At 58.3% G+C, this 24,345-nt stretch carries 24 protein-coding genes, 1 pseudogene and 1 riboswitch; of the genes and pseudogenes, 6 read left to right on the plus strand and 19 right to left on the minus strand.

The window, feature by feature from the left end; translation table 11 throughout:
* Positions 1-7 precede the first annotated feature (7 nt).
* Both H2515_RS15360 and H2515_RS15365 read left to right on the plus strand, forming a co-directional pair.
* The gene (locus H2515_RS15360) at positions 8-1,291 is read left to right on the plus strand and encodes a Y-family DNA polymerase (RefSeq protein ID WP_198660546.1); all 1,284 of its coding nucleotides are present in this window, start codon (positions 8-10) and stop codon (positions 1,289-1,291) included.
* Positions 1,292-1,555: 264 nt separating this feature from the next.
* The gene (locus H2515_RS15365; protein WP_232821448.1) at positions 1,556-2,536 is read left to right on the plus strand and encodes a J domain-containing protein; all 981 of its coding nucleotides are present in this window, start codon (positions 1,556-1,558) and stop codon (positions 2,534-2,536) included.
* Between the two features lie 105 nt (positions 2,537-2,641).
* On the opposite strand, the gene H2515_RS15370 is transcribed toward H2515_RS15365, so the two are convergent.
* The 19 genes and pseudogenes from H2515_RS15370 to H2515_RS16225 all read right to left on the minus strand — a co-directional run.
* Positions 2,642-2,866 carry a hypothetical protein gene (locus tag H2515_RS15370; protein ID WP_198660547.1) on the minus strand — a complete coding sequence of 75 codons (225 nt, stop codon included), beginning with the start codon at positions 2,864-2,866 and terminating at the stop codon, positions 2,642-2,644.
* A gap of 460 nt (positions 2,867-3,326) precedes the next feature.
* Positions 3,327-4,553 carry an MFS transporter gene (locus H2515_RS15375; RefSeq protein ID WP_198660548.1) on the minus strand — a complete coding sequence of 409 codons (1,227 nt, stop codon included), beginning with the start codon at positions 4,551-4,553 and terminating at the stop codon, positions 3,327-3,329.
* Positions 4,554-4,780: 227 nt separating this feature from the next.
* Complete coding sequence (gene ppa / locus H2515_RS15380; protein WP_198660549.1) at positions 4,781-5,314, minus strand: inorganic diphosphatase; 534 nt, start codon at positions 5,312-5,314, stop codon at positions 4,781-4,783.
* A gap of 65 nt (positions 5,315-5,379) precedes the next feature.
* The gene (locus tag H2515_RS15385) at positions 5,380-6,639 is read right to left on the minus strand and encodes a class I SAM-dependent methyltransferase (RefSeq protein WP_198660550.1); all 1,260 of its coding nucleotides are present in this window, start codon (positions 6,637-6,639) and stop codon (positions 5,380-5,382) included.
* Between the two features lie 101 nt (positions 6,640-6,740).
* Complete coding sequence (locus tag H2515_RS15390; RefSeq protein WP_232821449.1) at positions 6,741-7,604, minus strand: prenyltransferase/squalene oxidase repeat-containing protein; 864 nt, start codon at positions 7,602-7,604, stop codon at positions 6,741-6,743.
* Between the two features lie 14 nt (positions 7,605-7,618).
* Positions 7,619-9,730 (minus strand): proton-conducting transporter transmembrane domain-containing protein, encoded by a 2,112-nt coding sequence (locus H2515_RS15395; protein ID WP_198660552.1) that lies wholly within the window; start codon positions 9,728-9,730, stop codon positions 7,619-7,621.
* Positions 9,730-10,455, minus strand: coding sequence for an NADH-quinone oxidoreductase subunit B family protein (locus H2515_RS15400; protein WP_198660553.1), 726 nt, complete (start codon positions 10,453-10,455; stop codon positions 9,730-9,732). The genes H2515_RS15395 and H2515_RS15400 overlap by 1 nt, the downstream gene beginning before the upstream one ends.
* Entirely contained in the window at positions 10,455-12,032 is a 1,578-nt protein-coding gene (locus H2515_RS15405; RefSeq protein WP_198660554.1) for a hydrogenase large subunit, read from the minus strand. The genes H2515_RS15400 and H2515_RS15405 overlap by 1 nt, the downstream gene beginning before the upstream one ends.
* Complete coding sequence (locus tag H2515_RS15410) at positions 12,029-13,498, minus strand: proton-conducting transporter transmembrane domain-containing protein (protein ID WP_198660555.1); 1,470 nt, start codon at positions 13,496-13,498, stop codon at positions 12,029-12,031. Before H2515_RS15410 ends, H2515_RS15405 begins: the two co-directional genes overlap by 4 nt.
* Positions 13,488-14,168 (minus strand): hypothetical protein, encoded by a 681-nt coding sequence (locus H2515_RS15415; RefSeq protein WP_198660556.1) that lies wholly within the window; start codon positions 14,166-14,168, stop codon positions 13,488-13,490. The genes H2515_RS15410 and H2515_RS15415 overlap by 11 nt, the downstream gene beginning before the upstream one ends.
* The gene (locus tag H2515_RS15420) at positions 14,168-15,130 is read right to left on the minus strand and encodes a respiratory chain complex I subunit 1 family protein (protein WP_198660557.1); all 963 of its coding nucleotides are present in this window, start codon (positions 15,128-15,130) and stop codon (positions 14,168-14,170) included. The genes H2515_RS15415 and H2515_RS15420 overlap by 1 nt, the downstream gene beginning before the upstream one ends.
* Before the next feature lie 16 nt (positions 15,131-15,146).
* Positions 15,147-15,671, minus strand: a complete 525-nt coding sequence (locus H2515_RS15425; protein WP_198660558.1) for a hypothetical protein — start codon at positions 15,669-15,671, stop codon at positions 15,147-15,149.
* Positions 15,668-15,955: a DUF211 domain-containing protein gene (locus tag H2515_RS15430; RefSeq protein ID WP_198660559.1), complete on the minus strand. Its 288-nt coding sequence runs from the start codon at positions 15,953-15,955 to the stop codon at positions 15,668-15,670. Before H2515_RS15430 ends, H2515_RS15425 begins: the two co-directional genes overlap by 4 nt.
* A gap of 23 nt (positions 15,956-15,978) precedes the next feature.
* Positions 15,979-16,248, minus strand: coding sequence for a hypothetical protein (locus H2515_RS15435; RefSeq protein ID WP_198660560.1), 270 nt, complete (start codon positions 16,246-16,248; stop codon positions 15,979-15,981).
* Complete coding sequence (locus H2515_RS15440) at positions 16,232-16,639, minus strand: HEAT repeat domain-containing protein (protein WP_198660561.1); 408 nt, start codon at positions 16,637-16,639, stop codon at positions 16,232-16,234. Before H2515_RS15440 ends, H2515_RS15435 begins: the two co-directional genes overlap by 17 nt.
* A complete protein-coding gene (locus H2515_RS15445; RefSeq protein ID WP_198660562.1) occupies positions 16,636-16,953 on the minus strand; it encodes a DUF190 domain-containing protein in 318 nt (105 codons plus the stop codon). Before H2515_RS15445 ends, H2515_RS15440 begins: the two co-directional genes overlap by 4 nt.
* Before the next feature lie 10 nt (positions 16,954-16,963).
* The gene (locus tag H2515_RS15450; protein ID WP_198660563.1) at positions 16,964-17,341 is read right to left on the minus strand and encodes a fluoride efflux transporter FluC; all 378 of its coding nucleotides are present in this window, start codon (positions 17,339-17,341) and stop codon (positions 16,964-16,966) included.
* A gap of 15 nt (positions 17,342-17,356) precedes the next feature.
* Positions 17,357-18,904: a proton-conducting transporter transmembrane domain-containing protein gene (locus tag H2515_RS15455; RefSeq protein WP_232821450.1), complete on the minus strand. Its 1,548-nt coding sequence runs from the start codon at positions 18,902-18,904 to the stop codon at positions 17,357-17,359.
* 109 nt (positions 18,905-19,013) lie between these two features.
* Positions 19,014-19,112 (minus strand): annotated as a pseudogene (locus H2515_RS16225) (respiratory chain complex I subunit 1 family protein); the annotation flags it as partial.
* 172 nt (positions 19,113-19,284) lie between these two features.
* Positions 19,285-19,348: riboswitch (Fluoride riboswitch) on the minus strand.
* 278 nt (positions 19,349-19,626) lie between these two features.
* Here H2515_RS16225 and eno point away from each other — a divergent pair.
* The 4 genes from eno (at position 19,627) to H2515_RS15480 (ending at position 24,319) form a co-directional block, all read left to right on the plus strand.
* A complete protein-coding gene (gene eno / locus H2515_RS15465) occupies positions 19,627-20,922 on the plus strand; it encodes a phosphopyruvate hydratase (protein WP_198660564.1) in 1,296 nt (431 codons plus the stop codon).
* Between the two features lie 27 nt (positions 20,923-20,949).
* Entirely contained in the window at positions 20,950-21,519 is a 570-nt protein-coding gene (locus tag H2515_RS15470; RefSeq protein WP_198660565.1) for a type I restriction endonuclease subunit R, read from the plus strand.
* Positions 21,520-21,521: 2 nt separating this feature from the next.
* Complete coding sequence (locus tag H2515_RS15475; RefSeq protein WP_198660566.1) at positions 21,522-22,541, plus strand: DUF3387 domain-containing protein; 1,020 nt, start codon at positions 21,522-21,524, stop codon at positions 22,539-22,541.
* Positions 22,542-22,615: 74 nt separating this feature from the next.
* Positions 22,616-24,319 carry an IS1634 family transposase gene (locus tag H2515_RS15480; RefSeq protein WP_198660567.1) on the plus strand — a complete coding sequence of 568 codons (1,704 nt, stop codon included), beginning with the start codon at positions 22,616-22,618 and terminating at the stop codon, positions 24,317-24,319.
* The last annotated feature ends 26 nt before the right edge of the window (positions 24,320-24,345 follow it).

The following is a 24,345-nucleotide window of genomic DNA, read 5'->3' on the forward strand; positions in this document are numbered from 1 at the left end:
GGCCCCCATGGCTATTGCCCTGGTAGACGCCAATAATTTTTATGTTTCCTGCGAACGGGTGTTTCGCCAGGATCTGGAAGGGCGGCCCGTGGTGGTGCTCTCCAATAATGATGGTTGTGTTGTCGCGCGCTCGGCTGAAGTGAAGGCCTTGGGTGTGGTCATGGGGACACCGTGGTTTCAGATGAAGAAGCTGGCCAAACGGGAAGGAATCATCGCCCTGTCGAGCAATTACAGCCTGTATGCCGATATGAGCAATCGCATGATGGGGATTCTTTCGACCTTCAGCCCTATTCAGGAAGTCTACAGTATCGACGAATGCTTCCTGGATCTGCGGGGCTTTGCGCAAGACCGACTATTCCACAGGGGACAAGCGGCCCGGCAGAGAGTCCGGCAATGGGTGGGATTGCCGGTCGGGGTAGGCATCGCAGCGACCAAGACGCTCGCCAAGCTCGCCAACCATGTCGCCAAAAAGATGCCTGAATATGCGGGAGTCTGCGTGTGGGACGATCTGGCTGAAGGGGATCAGCAGCGTCTCTTGCAACAACTGCCGGTTTCCGAAGTCTGGGGGGTGGGTCGCCAGTGGACCACGCGATTGCAGGAGGCGGGAATTCAGACGGTCTGGGATCTCCGGCAGACGGATCCCGCGCTGATGCGCAAGCGCTTCAGTATCCTCATGGAACGGAGCATACGGGAACTGCGCGGGGAACCTTGCATCGCCATGGTGGACATCCCGCCGCCCCGGCAGGAGATTCAATCCTCGCGATCCTTCGGCCGCCCGGTAACCAGCGCAGAGGAATTGGGCGAAGCGATCAGCCTGTATACCGTAAAGGCCGCCTATAAACTGCGTCGTCAGGGTTCGGTGGCCGGTGCCCTGCGGGTGTTTATTCACACCAGCCCCTTTCAGGCCCATCTACCGCAATATCATGCCACGAGAACCGTCGCCCTGAATCATCCCAGTCAGGATACCCGGGTGTTCCTGCAGGCCGGCCGCATCGCACTGGTGGACATGTATCGGTCGGGATTGGCTTATGCCAAGGCGGGCGTGCATCTCCTGGAGATCACCTCGGCGGATGCCTTGCAGGCCGACCTTTTTACGTCGGCAGAAGATGAGGCGCGCGCCAATCAATTGATGATCACGCTGGACCAGGTGAATGCGCGTTTTGGCAGCGGCACCCTGCAGCCGGGCGTGGCCGGTCTGCAGGAACCGCGTGGATGGGCCATGAAACGCGGCAACAAGTCCCCTGCCTACACGACACGATGGGCGGATCTGGCCAGAGCAAAGCTGGAATAACCGGGATCAGCCTCTATTCCGGTATAGATAAAAGACAGCGCACGGGAGGGTGGTGTGTCCGGGAAAGCGCGTTTGCGCCATGAAAGAGCACCGGCGTAGACTTGTGTCACGGTTCACCTTTTCCCTATTTCTGGACATCGGCATGCCCCCATTACGATTTCCTGCGCTGGTGTTGACGCCACCGGCACAGACCGACACCTCTCTGTCGCCGGAACAAAAGACTTTAACCGCCTCAGCCAGCAGATTGCCAAAGCCCGCCAGCAGATGAGCGATTGGGAAGCTGCTATGGAGGCGACGCGACAGCGTGTGCTCAAGGACCTTCTGCCGTTGCGGGATCAGCATCTGCAATTGCGTATTCAGCTGCTGGTTCAGCTGGACACCATCAGTCTGACCCAGAAACTGGGGAAAGCGGATAGCGAGACTCTATCCCAGATGATTGCCCGTTTGGCCGAGAACCTCATGACGGAATCCTCCGATCCACAGTTGCAAGAAATACATGATCGGCATGGCCCCGACGCAGAAGAACAGGCCATGTTCGCCGAGATGAAAGCGTCCATGGAGGATTTTTTCAACCTAAACCCTGAAGCTGCGGGTGATGGAAAAGGGTCTTCAGAAAATCCAAAGGCATGGACGGAAGAGGAAACGCCACAAACGCAGTCACAGCGAGAAAGCCAACGTACCAGACCCAAAACGGCCCGGCAAAAGGCGCAAGAAGCGCATCAGGCAGAACAGGCGGGGCAGATCCACCAGTCCCTGCAGGGCATTTATCGGCGTTTGGTCAGCGCTGTGCATCCCGACCGGGAGGCGGATCCGGTCATGCGTGCCCAGAAAACGGCGCTGATGCAACGGATCAATCAGGCCTATGGGGAAAATGATCTCTTGCAACTGCTGGCTCTCCAGCACGAGTTGGGCCTGATGGACGCGCAAGCGGTCCATAAGCTGGGCGATGCGCATTTGAAAAAGTATAACCAGGCTCTCAAGGAACATCTGGCCACTTTAAAAGGTAAAATGCAGGCACTTCAGCAGCATCTGGCCGGCAGTCTCGGTATACCCCTTTTTGCGATACACTCACCGCATGGTCTGTCGCGGGATATTCAGGAAACCATTCAGGCAACCCGACAGGACATTAGCGGATTACGGCAGGAGATGAAACGACTTTCGCAACCCGCCTACCTCAAACGCTGGATAAAGACTGCACGACGCGAATTGGCTTCGGAAGATTATATCGACGATGAATTTTACTGATGCGAGGGCCACAGCCACTAAAAATAGCGACCGTATAGTTGGGTGAATGGGCGGTATGCAGCTGCCGACCAACAGACTTCAACGGCGGCAGGGCAGCGTAACCGGTCATTCCCGTCCAACTTGGGGATGAGTAATGTCGGCCAGAAGCGGGCGTTCGGTGATGGCACCACGAGCTACCGGAATTCGGCCATTGCCGCCATTGCCACCCCCCGTCGCAACGTCAGCCCGGCGCGCCATTTTGCGAAATACGGGCTTACCGGCCGCGTCAACGCAGTGAAGCGCCAACAAATTCTTTGCCAAATCGATACCAATGGTTTTAACCTCGTTCATGGGATGATCTTCCTTCTTCAATGGACCCCTTATCGTGGCATAGGACCACGACTGAGGGAAGGAGAGGTTCATCCCATTACTTTGATGCCGTCCGGATCAAGCGGGGGCTCTCTTCCGAAACTCCCCGCTGCCGGTCCAGTAGGGGGAGGCATCCATTACATCTGTGAAGACAAAAGCTGCGAGATAGACGCCATGCGCGACAGTCACGGGTGTGTGCTGGCGTACTAATCAGGTTTAGTTTTTTTAAGGGCGGTGACAATCACTCCACCAATAACAATTTTCACAAAGAGAAGCAATATTAGTAAATATAAAATATATTTTAAGCTGATGTCTATTCCTAAAAATTTAAATGAAAAATATATGATTACTCCGACCATCGGAGTGATGCTAAAAAACAAAAAATACTTTATTACCTTCACCGTGGCTTTTGACATTCCTATTTCCCTCTTTGTTTATGGATTTATTTTGCGGAGTTTTTCCGGTTGCCGCAAAGAAATATACCCAGAGCCGCGACCATGACGCCGGCGATGATCGAAAATCCGCTGCGATAACCAATCCATGCGATAAAAGCTCCCGCAATTAATGGGCCACCGGCATGTCCCGCATCCCATAGACTACCGAATACGCCCATGGCCGCACCGAAATCCCGGCACCTGACGAGATCTCCTATCATCGCCGTCGTCGCAGGTGTCACCATGGCCGTGCCTAATCCAAATAACGTGCTTAGGCCAAGTAATGGTAGGAACTGCCCCATATGGGGGATGGTTGCCAGTACCGTTGCACACAGACCGATCCCAGCGACGATAAAAGGCCTTCTCCCAACGCGGTCAGAGGCCATTCCAAAGACCGGGCGGAAGAGAATCGACGCTATCCCCTGGGCGCCAAATAAGAAGCCGATCTTCAGGATGGGGATATGCTGATCCAGCGCATACAGCGGTAGATACGCCTGCAGCGTACCTATGCCGAAATAGAGGGCGGCTTCTATCAGACTAACCAGACGAATAGCCGGATCGCCGATGATCTGACGTACACCTTGGGCGGCCACGCGGAGGACTTCGCCGGTAGACCGCCGACCATCATGAACTGGCGCATCCCGTGGAAAAGGCAGGATCATCAAAAGTGCAAGAAGGCCAATGCCTCCCGAGACGACGAAGGCTGCGGCAAAACCCAAATGAGCGATCGCTGCGGCGCCAATGACCGGTCCCAATACGACTCCGGCGTTTTCGGCCGCCCCATAAAGACCGAGCCTGCGCCCACGCTGCGACGGAAAGGACTTGGCTACCTGCGCCGATGCGGCGGGGGCGTAGAGCGCCGTGGATAAACCATGGAAAAAACGAACGGCCAGCAATTGCGGCCAAATCCGCACCAGCAGATACAAAAAAGGCCCGACCGCAGTCACCATCATTCCGACCAGCATCAACCGCCGAAAACCAAATTGATCCGCCAGACTACCTGCAGGCAGTTTGACAACAATCCCGGTGATGGTCGCCGCCGCAACCAGCAGACCGATGACCGCCGTTGGCGCCCCCAGATGCCAGGCATAGAGGGCGGTCAGGGGACTGCGGATCATTTCGTAGCTTAGTCGCCCCCCAAAACCCGCGCAGCACAAGAGCGGGAACAACCATGATGGGTCATCCGCCAGAGGCAGCATGCGCGCGCCCTCTGACCTACCACCCTCATCGGCCATAGGCGCGCCTGAAAAAGCGGTCGTGCCTCACCTGCGGCATAGAGGGTTTTCTCGGAACCTCCCGGTTACCACCATAGCGGTATCTTTCGGCCCGACACGCAGAGCTAGGGCATCGGCCGATTGCTTGAGTATCATGTCTTCGCCTCCCTCCCGATACAAAGAAACAGTTCGAAACACCGGGGCTACCCACGGAGCGGCTCCAGACCATTGGCATCTTCACCACCAGGTCAGGCATGCGTGGCATTGGCCCGCGCCAGATCAGCCAGGATCATGGTGCGCGCATCTTCCGCACCCTGCCAGCCTTGCAACCTTACCCATTTGCCCTGTTCCAACTCTTTGTAATGTTCAAAGAAATGGAAAATCGCGTCGCGTAGATAGCTGGGTAGGTCACCGATATCCTCTATATGATCATATCCACCAGCCACCTCGTGGTGAGGAACGGCGATAATCTTGCAATCCGTACCATGCTCATCCTCCATAAGCAAAACGCCGATGGGGCGCGTGCGCATGATGGCGCCTGCCTGTACTGGCTGGGGGGATACCACCAAAATATCGGTAGGGTCCCCATCTGTAGAAAGCGTATGGGGGATAAAGCCATAATTCGCCGGGTAGTGCATGGCGGTAAAAAGGAAGCGATCCACCAGAATCACTCCGGAGGGTTTGTCGAGCTCATATTTGACGCTCGAACCCTGTGGAACCTCGATCACGGCGTTGACGTCATCCGGCACATGCCGGCCAACCGCTATATTTTTCAGATTCATGATTCACCTTTCTGGATAAATGAAACCCGTATGCTTCGGCCGATTCCGGCCAGCGCGTGGGCCGATTAAAGGTCACCCCACTGGGGTTCGGCCAAGCGGAAGCTGTCGTCCTGGTATTGATAGCGCCGCTCCCATGGCCGAGGTGTGAGTTCCGATCGGGTCTGCTTCACCGCCAGCACCTGATGCAAGGCTATCCAGTTACGCCAGAAGGCATAGGCGCAACCTGCCATGTAGATGGCCCAGATGCGATAGCGCTTCTCGCCGATCATGGCAAGAGTCTCCGCCTTGCGCTCCTCCATCCGCCGTACCCAGTGGATGAGGGTCTGGGCGTAGTGGGCACGGAGATTTTCCACGTCCAACACCTCCAGGTATTGTCCCGCCATGTCCCGCACCACCCGCCAGAGATGGGGGATTTCGCCGTCGGGAAAGACGTATTTATCCATGAAATCGCTGCCCGAGTGATGGCCGTCCTCATCATCCTGTTGGCTGGCGGTGATGCCGTGGTTCAGGGTCCAGCCGCCCTCCTTGAGCACTCGCTGGATGGCTCCGAAATATTCCGGCAGCATGGTCCGGCCCACGTGTTCGAACATGCCCACCGAGGATACTTTGTCAAAATGCTCCCGCTCGGGGATGTCGCGGTAGTCCTGTAGACGAATCTCCACCCGATCGGCCAGGCCTTCCCGTTCCATGCGTTCCTTGGCATAGACGTATTGTTGCTCGCTCAGCGTCACACCCACCCCCAGAATGCCGTAATTCCGGGCCGCCCAAGACAAAAGCCCACCCCAGCCGCAGCCGATGTCCAGAAGTTTTTCGCCCGGCTGGAGTTGGAGTTTGCGGCAGATATGATCAAGTTTTTGCTCTTGGGCCGTATGGATGTCCTCCTCGCCCGTCTTGAAGTAGGCGCAGGAATAGACCATGTTGCGATCCAGCCAGAGGCGGTAAAAATCATTGGAGACGTCGTAATGATAGCGGATGGCTTCGGCGTCCTTGGCCTTGCTGTGGGCGGCGTAATGTTTACGGAAGATACCGCCCTTGGATTTTTTGGCCGGGAAGGAGTCGCTGAGTTGCTCGGCGACCGCTAGAATGTCCTGATAGCACCCCTCGATACCGATATCCCCTTCCACATACCCCTCACCCAGCACGTCCAGGGCACTGCCCATGAGTATGCGCGAGATGAGCTTGGCGGAATGCAGATGCATGGTAACGCGGATGTCCTGATTGAATGCGTATTCATGGCCATCCCAGAAGAGGATGCGCAGAAACAGCGGTTTTCCGTTAAGACCATTTTTGACGTGGTCCAAAAAGTTGGTGCGTAGATCTTTCACGTTGAGACTCCTGTCCTTTCAAGCCGAATGGCAGAAATACCCGCTCACTCAGTGCGAACGTCTGCCCCCTAAGTTAACTACTTTCGAATACCCCCGATCGTTCAAGCTCCCGTCAACGTCTGTAACAGCGGGTTACGGGATAAGCCCGCTGCAATCATCACTGCATGAAAAGTGCCCTCCAGGGTGGCAATGGCGCCAGTGCTGCGCCCGAAACCGCCATTCACTGGCTGGCATGCACGCACATAGGTCATGATGGCCTGCGGATACAGCGGCGCGATGTGGAGACGCACCATCTGTAGTACCCCCCAGAAGATGACCTCCAAACGGGTGCTGGCGCCATCGGGGCTGAGACGCAGGCCGAGGGTGGCATCTTCGCAGGCGTGTAGGAAGATTTGATCCCGTGGGCGATGGGGCTGGCCCAGAAGCCGCTGCAAGGCCCAGGCGTTGCCGCTGTCGATCAGGTTGGGGTGACTGCCGAAGCCTCCGGCGGCGGCCTCCATGCCGCGCAGAATCGCTTCAGCGCCGCTACACATGATTTCGGGCAGGGGCTCAACAGGGGCGAGCAGGCGCTGCAGTTGGACGCAGCGCTGCCAGTCCCGCAGCGTCTCGCTGTTGACAGTGTCATTGCGCCCTGCGGCCTGCGTCGCCCAATTCAGTAAATTGGGACGAGGATCGCAGAGGGGGGCAGCTGCCAGCAGACTCAGGGCGCGCACACCAAAACTGGCATTGGTCAGGCTGGAATACCGCCCCTGATCATCTTGCAGGGATTGCAGCCAGCGGATCAGCTCGGCGCTGCGGGGAATGGCCATGCCCCAGAAGCGGAGTACGGCAATGGCGTAATAGGTATCTGGCGCGGTGGACTCTTCCACCCCCCAGACCCGGTAGAAGCAGAAGCCGCTATCCGCCGACTGACGACTCAGCACGTAGTTTTGTGCCCGTTTCCAGAACTGAGTGTCGTTCTCCATGATCAAACCTCCCATCAGCGTCCCGTCCCACCGACCATAATCAATACCAGCACCATGGCCAGTAGAATGTACGCGGCATAGGTGTTTACCCGGCCCTTGTGCATGCGGGCGAGGCGGTTTGCCACCGTAAACGCCGCGCTGATCATCGGTTTCAGTACCAGCCGGTCACTGATGTTGGTGATGACCTGCCGGTGGCTGCGGGTAAGGACGAAGGCACCTTGGCGTTCCTCGTCTTCCTCGATGTGCGGATGGAAGAGCCCCTGAAAGACGACACGCACCGGCGCGGCGAAAGTGGTGGCGGTGTAGGTCATCTCCGGGCGCAGCCGGGTCAAGCCGGCATCCCAGAGGGTGCTGCGGGTGATCCGCTTATGCCGCAGGCCCCGCGCCAGCAGCCAGACGCCGCCGAGCATCAGGATCAACACCACAAAAGCCAGCATGGTCGACATGGCGTAGACGACCGGTGCGCTGGTCTGATCCAGATGCATGACGACGAGGCCGCGCAGGGGCAGGAAAGCGGCGCCGACGTTGACGCCAATAGGGTTCAGCGCGTGCTGCACGGCGAGGGGAATGCTGGACCGCGGGTGGAAGAAGGCTGGCACCAGCGAAGCGGTAGGGTTGGCGCCGACCAAGGGGGCGGCCAGCCGTCCCAGCACCGGAATGATGAGGGTAGCGGCCAATCCCAGCAGCAGGCTGAGCACGGCCAGCATCCCCATCGGGATGATCACGGTACGTGGGGCCTTGTGCGCCTGCGCGGCACGCTCCGAGCGCGGCAGGCCCATGAGCGCACTCCCGGAGAGCATGATGAAGCAGGTCAGCGCCAGACCGGAGGTGAGGGCGAGCAAGGCGCCGGACAGGGCAAAAGTAATGCGCACTGGGATGTCAGGAATTTCCACTACCCGCAGCAGGGACTCCAGCAGCAGCCATTCACTGACAAACCCGTTAAAAGGCGGGAGTGCCGCAATGGCAAAGGCACCCACCAGAAAAAATCCTCCGAGCGCGGGCAGCCGCTTCATCAGTCCGCCCAGTTCATCGAGATTGTGGGTGCCCGTGGTAGCGTCGATGCCGCCCGCCCCCAAAAAAAGCAGGGTTTTGAAGGTGGAGTGATTGATCATGTGATAGAGGCCCGCGACCATGGAGGCTCCGCCCAGCAGTGGGTGACCGTAGGCGGCGAAGGTCAGCCCGGCACCGATACCCGCGGTGGCGATGCCCATGTTTTCTACCGAACTTTGTGCCAGCAAGCGCTTCATATCCTTTTCCACCAGCGCGTAGATGATGCCGATGAGCGCGGTCAGGGCGCCACTGCTGAGGATGATCAGTCCCAGATCGGGGGTATGCAGAGCAATGGGAGCATCGATGCGCAAAAAAGCGTAAAGGCCGAGATTCAGTGTGGCGCCGGAGAGGATCGGCGAGGTAGAACGCGGTGCGGTGCCGTGAGCAGCGGGTAGCCAGACATTGAGCGGAATGATGCCCGCCTTCATGCCGAAGCCGAAAAAGGCCAGCAGTCCCGCGACGAGGATGAGGGTGGGTGAGAGATGTGGTATCGCTGCGGCGATACCAACCAACTGCGGGGTGCTGGCGGCAGAAGCCAGCAGCAGCAGGCTCACCAGCCCGGCGAGACTACCCAGTTCGGAGAGCGCCAACGTCAACAACCCCGCCGCCACCGGTTTGCTCTGCCGGGTTTCAAAGGTGATCAGTCCCCAGATGGCTATGGCTGCCAGTTCCCAGCAGAAAATAAAGGAGACGATGGTCGCGGCGGAAAAAAAGCCAATCATCGCCGCCAGGGTGAGCATGACAATGGCGAGGAAAAGGGCACGTCTTCCTTGAGGAAAAGCGCTGGCATCCCGTGCGACGAAGGGCAGGGCAACGGCAAAGACCGAAGCCGTAATCAGGATGAGCAAGCCGCCGAGGGGTGTCTGTACGAAGTCGAATGGCCCAATGATGGGCAGGGCCAACTGAATCAGGGGTTGCGCCGCAAGACCATCGATGGCGATGACGCCCTCAGTGCCCATGAGTACGCAGCCTGTGGTCATGGTACTCCAAGCCAGGACGGACGGGATACGGCGTCCGGGGAGCAGGGCCAGCAACGGGCCAGCGGCGAAGAGCAGGTAGGCGATGATATAGAGCATCAGGGCTGTTCCTTCAGGGCCGTCGGTATGGCACGCCCGACCACCGTCAGCAGTCCGTGCAGAATAGCCAGCGGTGGTGGCGGGCAGCCGGGAATCCATACATCCACCGGGATGATTTTTCCCAGCCCACCGGCACAGGCGAAGCTCTCCCCGAAGATGCCGCCATTCATGGAGCAAACGCCCATGCCCACCACCCGTTTCGGTTCAGGCATGGCGGCGTAGGCCTTGCCGATGGCGGTGCGCATGGCGTCGGTGATGGGACCGGCGACCAGCAGCACATCGGCATCCCGAGGACTGGCGGTGATAAAAATACCCAGCCGGTGCAGGTTGTAGGCGGGCGCATCAATCAGCCGGACTTCGTTGACGCAGGCGCCACAGGCTCCGGCGTCGATATAGAGGACATGCAGGGAGCGCCGGAAGCGGCTGCCCAACGGGGGCAACCCAATCCCGCCGGTACTGGTCCAGGTAAAGTCCTCCGACCAGTGCAGCGCGTTGTCGCCGTGGCGGCAGCGTTGACAGTGAATGCAGCGCGCAAAGTCCACGGCCACTCCTGCAGCGACCGCCTGTAAGGCGCCGGTTGGGCAACCCTGCGCCAGTGCCTCGGCATTGACCACTTGGCTCGCCTGCGGTCGTCCTGGCGTGACGCCCGGCGTCTGCTCTTCCGTTGCGGGCCAAGGTGTCGTTTGAATGCCGCGTTTTAATCCGTAATAAGGCCAGAAGCTCATCAGCGATCATTCTCCGCCACGGAAAGGCCCCAGGTGGCCAGGATGATGGGGAAGTCCTGAAAGGCTGCACCCTCTACCGCCCGCTCAAAAGCATGCCAGTTGCGGAAGCCAGGGGTTCCGAGGCGCAGGCGCAGCACCTGGCCATCGGCAGCGCAGCGCAGCCAGTGGAAGGTTGCTCCAGAGGGTGCCTCTACCCAGGCGAGGGCATGACCTTCCCGAAGGGGGCAGGCAATTCGCACCGGGCCGGTCGGCACGTCCTGAAGTGCCTGGAGGATCAGGGCAGTGCTGATACGGCTCTCGGCAAAAAGGACCCGCAGCCGGGCATAACCATCTCCCTCCTGCTCCACCGGGATGTCCATGGGCAGTGTCTGGTAGTTGCCGTACGGCAGGGTACGACGCAGGTCGATGGCTCGTCCCGAAGCACGGGCGATGGGACCGACCACGCCATAGGTGTGGGCGAGCTCCGGGCTCAGGGCGCCCATTTCCTCAATACGGTCGAGAAAACTGGAGCTGTTTTCCAGCAGAAGCTCCAGTTCTCGCATGCGCCCATTCAGCGTCGGCAGGGTCTCGGCCAATAGGGTGAGCTGCGCAGGGTCAAGATCAAAGTTCAAGCCACCAAGCGTCAGCAAACCGAAGAAATAACGATGTCCGCAGAGCCTCGCGCTGAGCCGCAACAGATCTTCGACAATTCCCTGGGCCATGGCCTTGGCCACGGACAGTGCCGTGGAGCCGGCTATTTCCGCAATATTGGCTGCGTGATGACGGATGCGTTCCAGTTCCGCGATGATCAGGCGCAGGCTCTGGGCGCGGGCGGGCACCGTGCAATCGCCTATTCGCTCTGCTGCCTGACAATAGGCCCAGGCGTGAGCGAAAGCGGAAGCCCCGGCAAAGCGTTCGGCCAGCAGCAAGGCGCGATCCACCGTCTGCCCTTCGGCAATCTTCTCGACGCCCCGGTATTTGTAAAAGAGGCGAGTGTGCAGATAGCGAATCTGCTCGCCCGGGGTCTCCAGCAGCCACAGGCCGGATTCGTTGAAATCCCCCCAGATCGGACCGATGGGGAAGAGGATGGAGCCTTCCTCCTGGAGAATTTTCGGCGGCACCCAGTTTGCTCCGGAGCCATGCACGTCGGGCCGTCGACGACCATCAAAACGGTGTCGCATGGGGTCGAGGCCCTCCGGCCAGTCGTCGTCATGCAGTACAAAATCGCCGAGGAAGGGATGCCCGCTGAAACGCAGGCCGTATAAATCCCAGGCCTCGCGCTCGTGCCAGTCAGCGGCGTGGACGGTGTCACTGATGGCGGGCAATTCCTCCCCCGGACGTACCAGAATTTTCAGTTCGATCAGGCAACCGTCTTCCGGCAGATAGAAAAGATAATGCACGGCGAGGGGGGCTTCCGCTGAGGTCTCTTCCACCAGCAGGGTGGCAAACTCCGCCCGCCAGTGGTTGACCAGTGCAGTGGTCAGGGTGACGAGTTGATCGGCCTTACAGCCGAGTTGCAGCCAGCCCGCATAAATCTCGCGCACCGTGACATCCGTCTGCTGCTGCAACCAGTCACTGATTTTCGCACCGGCCGTCATCCGTGGACCTCCAGCAGGTATGCTGCCTGGTGTACCAGATGGGCGAGGGGCGGTGGCAGATAAAAGCCGAAAATAAAGACCGGAATAATGGCCATGGCCATGGCTGCCAGGCTAGTACGCGGCAGGCGCACCTTAGGCAGCGATCGGCCGGCGGGCTCCCCGAAGGCGATGCGCGAGGCTTGGTAGGCCAGGGCGATGAAGGCCAGCACGATGAAGACGGTGAGCAAACTGGTGGGCAGATACTGGCCGGTGCGGAAACCCGTGTAGAGAATCTCGAACTCCGACAGAAAGAGCGCGAAGGGTGGCGCCCCGGCAATGGCCAGGGTACCGATCACCAGAGCCCAGCCCACTGCGGGTGCGCGACTGATGAGGCCGCGCACCTTGGCGATTTCCTGCGTGCCGAAGACGATCCCCGCCAGTCCCGCCGCATAAAAGCACAGCGACTTGGTAAAGCCGTGGGCGAAGAGCTGATAGACCGTGCCCTGCTCGTGGACGGCGGCGCCGATGCCACAGGCGGTCAGAATGATCCCCATGTGCTCGATGGTGGAGTAGGCAAACATCCGCTTAAAATCATGGACCTGCAAAAGCATGAAGGCGGCGCTGCCGACGGTGATGAGTCCTGCCGTCATATACCAGGCCGCCGGATCATGAATGCCGGGGTTGGATGCCAGCACCGGATAGATGCGTAAGAGCATGTAGAGGGCAGCACTGGTCTCGACGCCGGAGAGCACGGCACAGACCGAAGCCGGAGCCTGGCTGTGGGCATCGGGCAGCCAGGTATGCATGGGCACCAGCCCGGTTTTGGCACCGAAGCCGATCAGCCAGAGGACAAAAGCGAGGAGCAGCAGGGGCGCGGGTATTTGCGGAGCCGCCTTCAGCAGTCCGTCCCAGGTAGGCGGTTGGTCGACGGCGTGGGTGCCGTAATAGAGCATCAGCACGCCGAGCAACGCGATCATCGCCCCCATACTGGTCAAGACCACGTACTTCCATGCCGCTTCCAGCGCTTCGGCACGGTCCTCATAAGCCACCAGAAAGGCCGAGAATACCGTGGTCAGCTCAATGGCAATCCACATCAGAGCAAGGTTGGCGACCAGCGGCACGGCTAAAATCACCAGCGCGAAGATGTTCATCAGGGGGAAATATTCCCGGTAACGAGGTGGCGTTCCTGCGGGATGTTCCTGACGGCGTGCCCGGAGATAACCAATGGCATAGAGGGATGAGGTAAAATAAACGAAGCTCACCGGCAGCAAATAGAGCGCCCCGAGGGCATCCAGCGCAAAGAGGCCATCCGTTCCGGTCAGCAGGCCGTGGCTTTCCACTTGTAGCGCCGCCAGTATGGCGAGTATCGGAGTGATGGCCGCCGCCAGCAGGGTCATATAGGGTGCGGCCCGCCGATTCAATAGGGCGAGCAGCGCCCCGACGAAGGGTATGAGCAGGATGAGTGCCGGTAGCCAGCTAGCGTTCATGGAGTGTATCCATGCCGCCCACCCGCGTGGTGCCGGTCACCCGGCGGATGCTGCGAATCAGCAGGCCGATGACCAGCGCAACAATCGGCACGTCCACCGCTGCGGCAATCTCGGCAATGACCGTCAGATTGTGGACGATGGCGATGGAGCCGAAGAAAGCCCCGTTTTCCATGATCAGGAGGCCCATCAACTGGGCGACACTTTCCCGGCGCAGGGCGACGGTAAAGGCGCCCCAGAGCACCATGATCAGGCCGGTAGGCAAATTCAGTTGCGCAAACGGAGTACCATGGAGGATCGGCAGTACCGGCGCCACAGCGAACCAGCCCACCAGCGCAAGTGTCGCCGCCACCAATACCGAGGCCGAAATGCTCAAGGCCTGATCCACTTCGCGCCGCCCATAGATCTCCTCTCCGGCAGCCCAGCGCAGTACCAGCGGCACCGCAATGACCTTGGTGCTGAAGGTGATCAGCGCCACCCAGAGCAGGTTGATGGCCTGCAAAGCATCGGCCAGCACCAGCGCCGAGGCCGTCAGCGCGACGGATTGCCACATGAAAAAGCGCAGGGTCCCCAGCATCTGTCGGGATACCATTACCCCGAGACCGAGCACGACGAAGAGGGCGGCGATGGAGCCGTCCAGGCTGAGGGCGATGGGACTCACAGTGGCATCCATCAACCGATTCCCACGAGGCGCACGCTGACGGCAAAGAGGCAGATCACGAAGGCCACCGACAAAAATTCCGAAATCCGGAAGAGCCGCAGTTTGGCGAGGGTGGTTTCGATGAAAGCGAGCACAATCACAAAAGCCAGCAGCTTGATGAGCACCAGGCCGATCGCGGCGAGTATCGCCGTCCATTGCGTACCCTGTGCGAGCCCCCACGGCGTCACCAATACATTGACGAAGATCATGGCTAGCACCATTAGTTTGGTTGTCCCGCCCCATTTTATGAGTGCTGCGCTGGTACCCGAATATTCGAGGCCTTTGGAGTGACTGATCATGGCAATTTCTACCTTGCCTGCGGCGCTGTCTACCGGAATGCGTCCCTCATCCGCGAGAATGAGCAGGAAAAAGGCGAGAATCACCAGTAAGTGCGAAGGTTGCAGCATGCTGCCCCACGATGCCCCCCAGGTGGCATTCACAAAATAGGGGATGGTGCTGTTCGCCACATAGGACACACTAAAAAACACCATGATGAACACCGGTTCGGCCAAAAAACCGACCATGTGGGTGCGGCTGGCGCCCACCGCAGCGTAGACATTGCCCGTGTCCATGCCCGCCAGCGCGACAAAAAACCCGGAAACAGCCATCAGAAAGCCCACCGCGACCATATCCCCCATGAAGGCAAAAAAGAGGGGGTAGGCAGTCAGCGCCGGAATCAGCAGCACCACAAACATCGGCATGACAAAAGCGATAATCGGCGCAAAACGGAAAACCCAGGTGGACTCCTCGGAGATGACTTCATCCTTGCCGAACAGCTTCCAGATATCCCGGTAGGTCTGCCAGATGCTGGGTCCGCGTTTGCCCTGAATGATTTCTTCCAGGCGATGTAGCACACCTTCGACCAAGGGGGCGAAAATCAGCAAAAAAGCGACCTGTGCGAGGTTTAACGCGAAACGCGTCCCCAGTGCTGTCATGGGTGTCTCCTGCTGATCACGAGAAACCCACCTTGTAGCCCAGCACTGCCAGCACATTGCCAATGCCCATCAGTCCCAGCGCCCACTTCCAGCGCGCGCCCTGTACCCAGTAACCAAGTACCAGACCTACACCCATCAGGGTGAGATTAGCCGCAACAAGCGGTAGAAAAATCAGTCGCGGAAAGAGTACGGCCAGGGCCAACGGTATGGCCGCCCCGCCGAAACTGCTGGCGGTTGCAAGGCTCGCCATAAACCAGGAGTTACGCAAGGTTTGCAGGCCCAGGTCGCTTTTTTGCAGAGCATGGGCAGAAGCCATATTCAGTTGCTTCGCCATGCGTACCAGATCATTACGCAGCCCGGCGTATTCCGCTACCCATAGGGGTAAGAAGCCTGATGCAGAGGTGATAATGCCAATACGAAAGGCCTGCCAGACGTCGATGCCGCCCGTCATCATCTTTTGACTGGCGAGCACGAGCGCCGTGCATGTTCCGTCGGCAAGGCCAAGTACTATGGGAAATATTTCCCGGCGCGATATTTTCATTTGCTAGCCCGTCGCCGGTAATCGACCATGCGATTGCCGACGACAATTTCCTCGACACCATGCACGGCGGCACCACTTTTTTCGATGGCCGCGAGCAATCCGATATAATCGATATTGTCACCTTCCACATTGATCAGTGTGCCGACTGTTTCCTGATCGACTTCTTCCACCGAAATGTTAAAACCCTCCACACCGCTGACTTTTTCGATAGCGGCGGCAATATCGAACAGACTGGGCTGAGCAAAAGCCTTATCAACATCCAGTACGAGCCTTCTGATACGCATTTTATAAAGTGCTCCCTGTGATTCTAATGTGGCCGTCCCATATGGACGGCGCGGACCACCCACTCAATATCTTCGACAATATTCTCAGGTTCACAGGGCGTCCGATAATGACCAATCAACAGGCAGGGCTCAGCAGTGCCAGGGCCGGACAGTACGGAATCCTTCACAGGCACAACATGGGCTGATCCGTTGTGGCATATCCACAGCGCTACGCCGATACGCGGGTATTCACTGGCTTTACGGACGACGCGCTCTGCCAGTGCATCCACTGACTGTTTAAGTCGAATGACCATCGTTATCTGCTCCCTTTGCCAGCAGTTCTCCTGCAGCAACGCGTATTGCATGGGCTTCATGTTGCTGTAATTGCCGTAAGGCAGCGGTTTTCTCGGCGCCGTCCGGCAGTTTGGCTATGGCCTCGACAACGGCCATTCCCTGCACCACATCAATAGGCCAGTTCATGGCGCATTCCGCCAGCGGCCCTGCCGCACCGTCACGTCTGTGATTCTGCAAGCTGAGAATAGCTCCCATCCGTACTTCGGAATGGGGATTTTTCAGCGCCCAGATCAAGCGGTTGTAGTACGGTGTGTGACGTTCCCAGCCCTCAACATCTTGCCCGCAGGTCGGACAGATGATTGAGCCGATGGGCATTTCCGCATAACAGAGCGGGCAGTAATGATGGTTCATTCGCAGCCGCAATCGGCTTCCCAGCGCAGAATATGGCCTGGTGGCACCAATTCCCGCAGGTGCGGCATCACGATGTCCACCGTCTCTGGTTCATCAAAAAATTCCAGCACCAGCGGCAGATGGACGTTGAAATGCATAATGTCATCAGCAAAAACCTCGCCTTTGCTGCCAAAACCCGCGATACCGCGAAAGGCGGTAACACCACGCACCTTGTACTGATCATGGAGCATGCGGAAAATATCTTGCATAAGATTGTGTCCGCTATGCTTGTCACCTTCTTTAATGTAAATACGTACTACAGATACGGTTGTCATGAGTCACCTCTCAAATACTGCGCGAAACCCAGGCACCGGAAAAAGTCGCACCCAGACATAAAACCATTGTCGAAAATACATAGATGAGGCCCTTAACCGGCTCGCCATTTTCAAAAAGTACCAGTGTTTCCACAGAAAAAGTCGAAAAAGTGGTGTAGGTGCCTAATCCGCCAGTAAGTATGCCTGTGCGTAATTCTGGACTCACAGAGATACGATCCAAGGTCTCAAAAAACAGAAACCCCATGAGAAAACAGCCCATCACATTGATACTCAGAATCGCCCATGGAAAATTACGGCCAAACACGGTCTGCACCAGCAAATTCTGACCATAGCGCGCCCAGACGCCAATCAAGGCAAAAAAAGTAACATATCCGAATGTTGCGAACATCCTTACTCCTTCCTATTACAAATAAAAGACGCTGCCCAAAATGACGATCAACAGTATCCCGATATAAGCGAGATAGGCGTTGAGTGAGCCATTTTGCAAGGTCAGACCAATCCGGTCGCTGAGATTCTGCACCAGGCGTACTGCCGGGCGAAACAACCAGGGTCCAAAGACGGGGGCCTGACTGTAATTGAAGTGCACCTCATGAACGAAATAATGGCGGTCCGTATGGCTTTTTTCGGTATTGGTGCTGGGCCGGTACACAAAGCTATAAAATTCCCGCAGTGCATTGGAAAAAGCCAGCGCAGTCACCGCATTGTCCGCCGGTATCCGGCGCAGGCCGTGACCCCATACGGGTACCCGGCGGCGGCCGTGACTGTGCTGGCTCCAGCCCAGCAAACCCAGGGGAATCAGTGCCAGTAATACTCCCATGAGCAGCAACAAAGGGGGCGAAATAAAGGCGAAATGAGGAGTCAATGGCACCAGTATCGGGCCGCGCACCATGGCGGCCACAGCGGCGGGAACGGCGGGCCAGCCGTCCCGGACCAGTGCCGCTAATGTCCAGGGCAGCGCCACGGCATAGGCCAGCACCAAAAGACCCAGACCCAGAAGCGGCCAGCGGCCCGTGACTTCGGTCGGGTTTTCCTCCCGTCCCAGCAGGCCGATGCCGAAGACTTTGACCATGGTCGCCAGGGCAATGGCAGCGGTCAGGGCCAGGCCAGCACCGCTCAGCGCCAGCGCTACCCGGGCGGCAGAAGAAGTCAGATGGAAATCCTGAAACACGGTTTGAAAGAGGTACCATTCGCTGGCAAAACCCGCCATGGGCGGCATGGCGGCGAGACTCATGGCCCCGAACAGGGCGCCGATGCCTAAAGTCCAAGGGGCGAGGGCCAGTACCCGGCTCTGCGCGATCTGATAGTTGCCGCGCACCGCCGCCACCCGATCGGCGCTGAGCATCATGGCACCCTTGGCCAGACTATGGCCGCCGAGATGAATCAGGCCTACCGTCCAGGCCAGAGTCGTCAGCATGGACAGGCCGTCGGCCCGGAACAGGGAGGCGGCACCCAGCGCGACCACCGCCAGCCCCGCATTTTCCGCCGTAGAAAATGCCAGCAGGCGTCGCCAGTCTTCCTGTTGAAAGGCGTAGAGAATAGCGAGGATGGCGGATACCGTCCCCAGGGCCACCAGCAGAATGCCCACACCGGTGGCGGCGCTGACCGGCAACCAGTCGAGCATGGCCCGTCCCAGGGCGAAATACGCGACGTTCAGCACAATGCCGGAAAGCAGTGCCCCCGAAGCACCACTGCCACTCCCGTAAGCACCCGGATACCATTCGTAAAAGGGCAGGATGCCGAGCTTGGCGCCGAAGCCGATGATAAACAGCACCGCCACTCCGAAGGCCGCCGTGCCATAAGTGGACCAGCTCGCTGCCCAGACGGCAAACTGCGTATCGCTCGCGCCGAGCAGCACCAGGCAGAGCAACAACGCCACCGCGCCGATTTCCAACAGGGCCAGCATATAGAGACTGGCCTGCCCGCCGCGTTGGGTTTCCTGCAGGCCGACCACCGAGGGTCAGAATCAGGCCGCCGCCGAGGATATCCCCCATATCGGACAGGGGCAGCGGGAAATTGGTCAGCACCGGAATCAGCATCAGCACGATGAGCATGGCGGTAAAAGCCACCACCGGCGCCCAGAAAAACACCCAGGACGCAGATTCCAGTATCAGCAGGGTTTTGTGGAAGAGTTTCCAGAGATCCCGATAGGGCTGGAATATGGACGGCCCTTGTCCGCGCTGAACGCGCTCTTCCATGGTGACAACGAAGCCGTGCAAGAGCGGTGATAACCATATCACCGTCAAGACTTGTCCACACTGCAAGACGATATCGCCGAGCATGCCTCCCCCTTTATATAGGTTTCCAACTCCCCACCGCCCGACCTTGCGATCAGGATCAGTAGCAGTCATTAGCCTATAAAGGCGGTTATTGGGCGGACTCCATCGCCACTCATGTTAATTATAGTAGTAAAGCGTGATGGCTAGGTCAAGCAGTTAAAAGTAATTAAAAAATAACATTTTTACAATCATTATAGTGCTTCGGTCGGTTGAGCCGTTACTCGCACGTTCGGGTGCTTTTCGGAACTGGGTCTCCATAGATAGTGATGATGACATGCTGCGCGAGATTCACAGTGCAGTTGACCTATCGCAACTAACCCATGTTTGACACTCTACTAATTTTTCTCGTTTACTACCGATAGCCGCGACACGCAAGATCGGCGAGACAGGAGCATTTATGGACAGCCGTATTGAAGATATCATCGCCCGCGAAATTTTGGACTCACGGGGTAATCCCACGGTGGAAGTAGAAGTATTCCTGGCCGACGGCAGCCGCGCCCGGGCGGCAGTACCTTCCGGTGCCTCCACCGGCAGCAGGGAAGCAGCAGAGTTGCGCGACGGCGATCCGCGTCGCTATGACGGCAAGGGTGTGGAAAAAGTCATTCGGAACATTGAAGAAATCATCGCCCCGGACCTGCAGTATCTGAATGTCCGGGAACAGAAGGCCATCGACGACACCCTTATCGGACTGGACGGCACCGACAACAAAAGTCGGCTTGGCGCCAATGCCCTGCTCGGCGTCTCCATGGCCTGCGCCCGCGCTGCGGCCAACTACAGCGATCTGCCCCTCTACGCCTATCTGGGCGGCCCAGGCGCCACCCGCCTGCCGGTCCCCTGTTTCAACGTACTCAATGGTGGCGTTCACGCCCACTGGCAAGGCGCCGACTTCCAGGAGTGCATGCTGGTGCCCTATGGCGCGAACACATTCCGTGAAGCCCTGCGTTGGGGGGCGGAAATCTATCACGCCCTGCAGGCCATCCTGCTGGAGAAACATCTCTCCGTCGGCGTCGGTGATGAAGGCGGTTTTGCGCCGATGGTGTCCTCCAACCATGAATCCTATGATCTATTGCTGGACGCCATCCGTAAGGCTGGGTTTGAACCGGGCCGGGACGCCGGCATCGCCATCGACCCCGCATCCTCGGAGTTTTTCAAGGACGGCGTCTATCAGCTACGTACCGAGAAGCGGGCCATCAGCAGTGTGGAGATGGTGGCCTACTACGAAGAAATCGTCCGCAATTATCCGGTGGTTCTGCTGGAAGATGGCCTCGCGGAGAACGACTGGGAGAGCTGGAAGTTGCTGAATGAGAAGCTCGGTGGCGTCATCGAACTGGTTGGCGACGACATCTTCTGTACCAACCCCAAAATCATCACCCGCGCCATGGAAGACAATATTGCCAACGCCACCCTCATCAAACTCAATCAGATCGGTACGGTGACCGAGACCATCACCGCCACACGGCTGGCGCAATATCACGGCTGGGGGGCCTTTGTCTCGCATCGCTCCGGCGAAACCACCGACGATTTCATCGCCGACCTCACCGTCGCCCTGGATACGGGGCATCTGAAGTCGGGTGCTCCGGCGCGTGGCGAACGGGTGGCCAAGTACAACCAGTTGCTGCGTATCGAGGAAGAACTGGGCAGCGCTGCCAGCTTCGCTGGTAAACACGCGTTTTGCCGACCGGTCCGTTTCTGAGCACGTCCCGTACAAGTATCTGTACCAGTGGCCAGGCGGACTTCAAGTGCAGGGCAGCTCGAAAAACCTTTCCATTTCGATTGTAAGGAACGCCTGAAAACCCGCTGGGCGCAACTGGAAGCCCTAGTGGGTGCGCCGAAAAGGGTCGAGCAGATTGCCGCCGATATTCTGGATCACTGGGAAAAGCGCAAGAGCATCCTGTCCGGTAAGGCCATGATCGTCGCCATGAGCCGCCGAATCGCCGTGGAACTCTATAATGCCATCACCAAACTGCGTCCAGACTGGCACAGCGATGACGACACCCAGGGCCGCATCAAGGTGGTTATGACCGGAAACGCCAGCGATCCCATCGAATGGAAGCAACACATCCGCACCAAAAGAGGTTGTGAGGATATTGGCGACCGCCTGAAAGATCCCGATGACCCCCCTGCCGGGGTGCAACCCCTAGAGATCGTCATCGTGCGGGATATGTGGCTGACAGGATTCGACGCCCCGGCCCTGAACACCCTCTATGTGGACAAGCCCATGCGTGGGCACAGCCTCATTCAGGCCATCGCACGGGTCAATCGGGTATTTACCAATAAGTCTGGGGCCTAGTGGTGGACTACATCGGCATCGCCCAGGACCTGAAAAACGCCATTGAGACGTACACCCGATCCGGTGGCAAGGGCAATCCAGCGGAAACCGTGCAGGCTGCGATAAAGGTACTGCTGGAAAAGCTGGATATCTGCCGTAGCATTTTCCATGATTGCGATTATCAGGACTATTTGACTGGGGATGGTTCCGAGAAGGTCGCCACCCTGCGTAAGGCCACCGAGTTCATCCTGTCCCAAGAGATCACAGAAGAAGGCATCAAGAGGCGGTATCGAAATGCCACATCCGGCCTGAAAAAGGCGGCAACTTTGGCCGACGGCGATGACATGGTAGAACGCTGCCGCACCGAGATCGTATTCTTCCTGAGTGTCCGCGCCACACTAGACAAGACAAGCGACGCGGAATCCCTGGTGGAAGAGCAGGAATATGCCATCCGCCAGTTGATCGACCAATCGATTGCCCCGGAAGGTGTGGTGGACCTGTATGCCGTGGCTGGACTACCCAAGGGCGAAATATCCCTGCTGTCCGATGCCTTCATCGAGCAGATTCAAGCCATGCCAGAAAAGAATCTGGCCCTGGAAATGTTGCGTCGCCTGTTGCAGGACAAGGTACGCAAAGAGGGCAAGGGCAACCTGATCCAGAGCAAGGCGTTTTCAGAGAAGCTGGAAGAAGCCCTGCGCAAATACCACAACCGCTCGGTGGATACCGTTGAGGTGATGCAGGAACTCATCGAGCTGGCCAAAGCATTACAGGCGCTGGATCAACGCCATGCTGCACTGGGCCTCAGCAAGGACGAAGCGGCATTTTATGATGCCCTGGCGACCAATGATTCCGCCGTACAGGCCATGGGTGACGATGCCCTGAAAATGATTGCAAAAGAGGTGGCCGATACCGTGCGCCAAAACACCCGCATCGACTGGTCCATCCGCGAACAGGCGCCCCGAGTTCGACAGTTCATCGGCAAAAATCGTCAATTTCGTAACGTCGCCCCAGCATTCATAGGGGTTTCAGCGCGTATTTTCTAAAACTTCTGTGGTGGCACGTTTTATCACTTAGGCTCTTTTATTGACATGCCTATGAACGCTGATAAAGTGGCGGCATGCATGTGAAGATCACCACCTCCGGCAGCCGCCGCTATGTCCAGCTTGTCGAGTCCTACCGGGATGATGCCGGAAAGGTCAAAAAGCGTACCGTCGCCACACTTGGGCGGCTGGATCAGGTCGACAGTCAGTTGAATGCCGTGATTCAGGGCCTGATGAAGGTCAGCGGCCAGGTACCCACCCCGACGCCAATGATTTCTCCACCATCCATCGCTTTTGAAGCAGCGCGTGCTTTTGGCGATGTCTGGGCCTTGACCGAACTCTGGAAGGAGCTGGGGTTCAGCGCCCTACGTCAGGTGTTCCGCAAGACCCGCCATACGACCGATGTGGAAGCGCTGATCCGGGTGATGGTCCTCAACCGGCTCTGCGATCCCGAATCGAAACTGGGCGTACTGCGCTGGGTGGAAACCGTCGCCTTGCCGGATGTCACCGTGACAACGATTACCCACCAGCAACTCCTGCGCAGCATGGATGCCCTGATGGAGCAACAGAGTGCCGTAGATGCTGTGGTAGCCGGACTGTTGCGCCCCCTGATCGATCAGGACCTGTCCGTGGTCTTCTATGACCTCACCACGATCCGCAGTGAAGGCCTGGTCACGGTTCCCCAGGACGTCCGTCAATTCGGGATGGCCAAGGAAGGTCTGATCGCTCGCCAGTTCATGCTGGGGGTCGTGCAGACTGCAGAAGGTTTGCCGATCTACCATGAGGTCTTCGATGGCAACACCGCTGAGACCAAAACGCTGCTGCCGACCCTGGGCAAAGTGCTGGAGCGCTTTCCGACAGTGCGGCGCCTGGTGCTCATCGCGGATCGCGGGTTGTTGAGTCTGGACAATCTGGAGGCGTTGCAGGCGATCCGGCTGGCCAACGGGCAGTCGCTGGAGTTTATCCTGGCCGTACCGGGGCGGCGGTACCATGAATTTACCGATCTGCTGGATAGTTTCCAGCGGGAGTCGTGCAACACTGCCACTGAAGAAGTCATCGGTGAGCGCACCTGGAACGACCTGCGGCTGGTTATCGCCCATGATCCCATGACGGCGGCGGACCAGACCGCCAAGCGGAATGCGCGGATCGAAGCGCTGATTACTCAGGGCGACCAGTGGGCCGGCAAACTGGATGATCAGGACGACGGCAAAAAGCATCGGGGACGCAAACTCTCCGACAGCGGTGCCAAGGCACGCTTCTACCATGCCGTCTGCGAGGCGCATTTATCGCGCATCATCCAAGTCGATATGGCCGCACAGCAGTTTAGCTACGACATCGACAAAAGCGCACGCACCCTGGCGGAAAAGATGGATGGCAAGCTCCTGCTCGTGAGCAATGTGCAGGACCTGTCACCGGCGGAGGTCGTGGCCCGCTATAAGTCTCTCGCCGATATCGAGCGGGGCTTCAAAGTGCTCAAATCCGAGCTGGAAATCGGCCCGGTCTACCACCGCCTGCCCGACAGGATACGGGCGCACGCAGCGATCTGCTTCATGGCGCTGATTCTGCATCGGGTCATGCGCAGTCGTTTACGTGCGAGTCACACCGGGCTGACGCCGGAACGAGCCTTGGAGCAACTCCACCGCATTCAGCATCACCGAGTTCGTCTCAATGGCGCCCCACCCGTATCCGGGGTGTCTTCCATCCAGGAATGTCAAAGCGAGGTTCTGCATGCCCTCCGGGTAAAAAAACCAGCCGCGTCTCAGCAATTGACGCTGTTGTAGTGGAGCGTTTTGAAATCGCTATTTTC

It is taken from the genome of Acidithiobacillus ferrivorans (assembly GCF_016250455.1).
Taxonomy (GTDB): Bacteria; Pseudomonadota; Gammaproteobacteria; order Acidithiobacillales; family Acidithiobacillaceae; genus Acidithiobacillus; species Acidithiobacillus ferrivorans.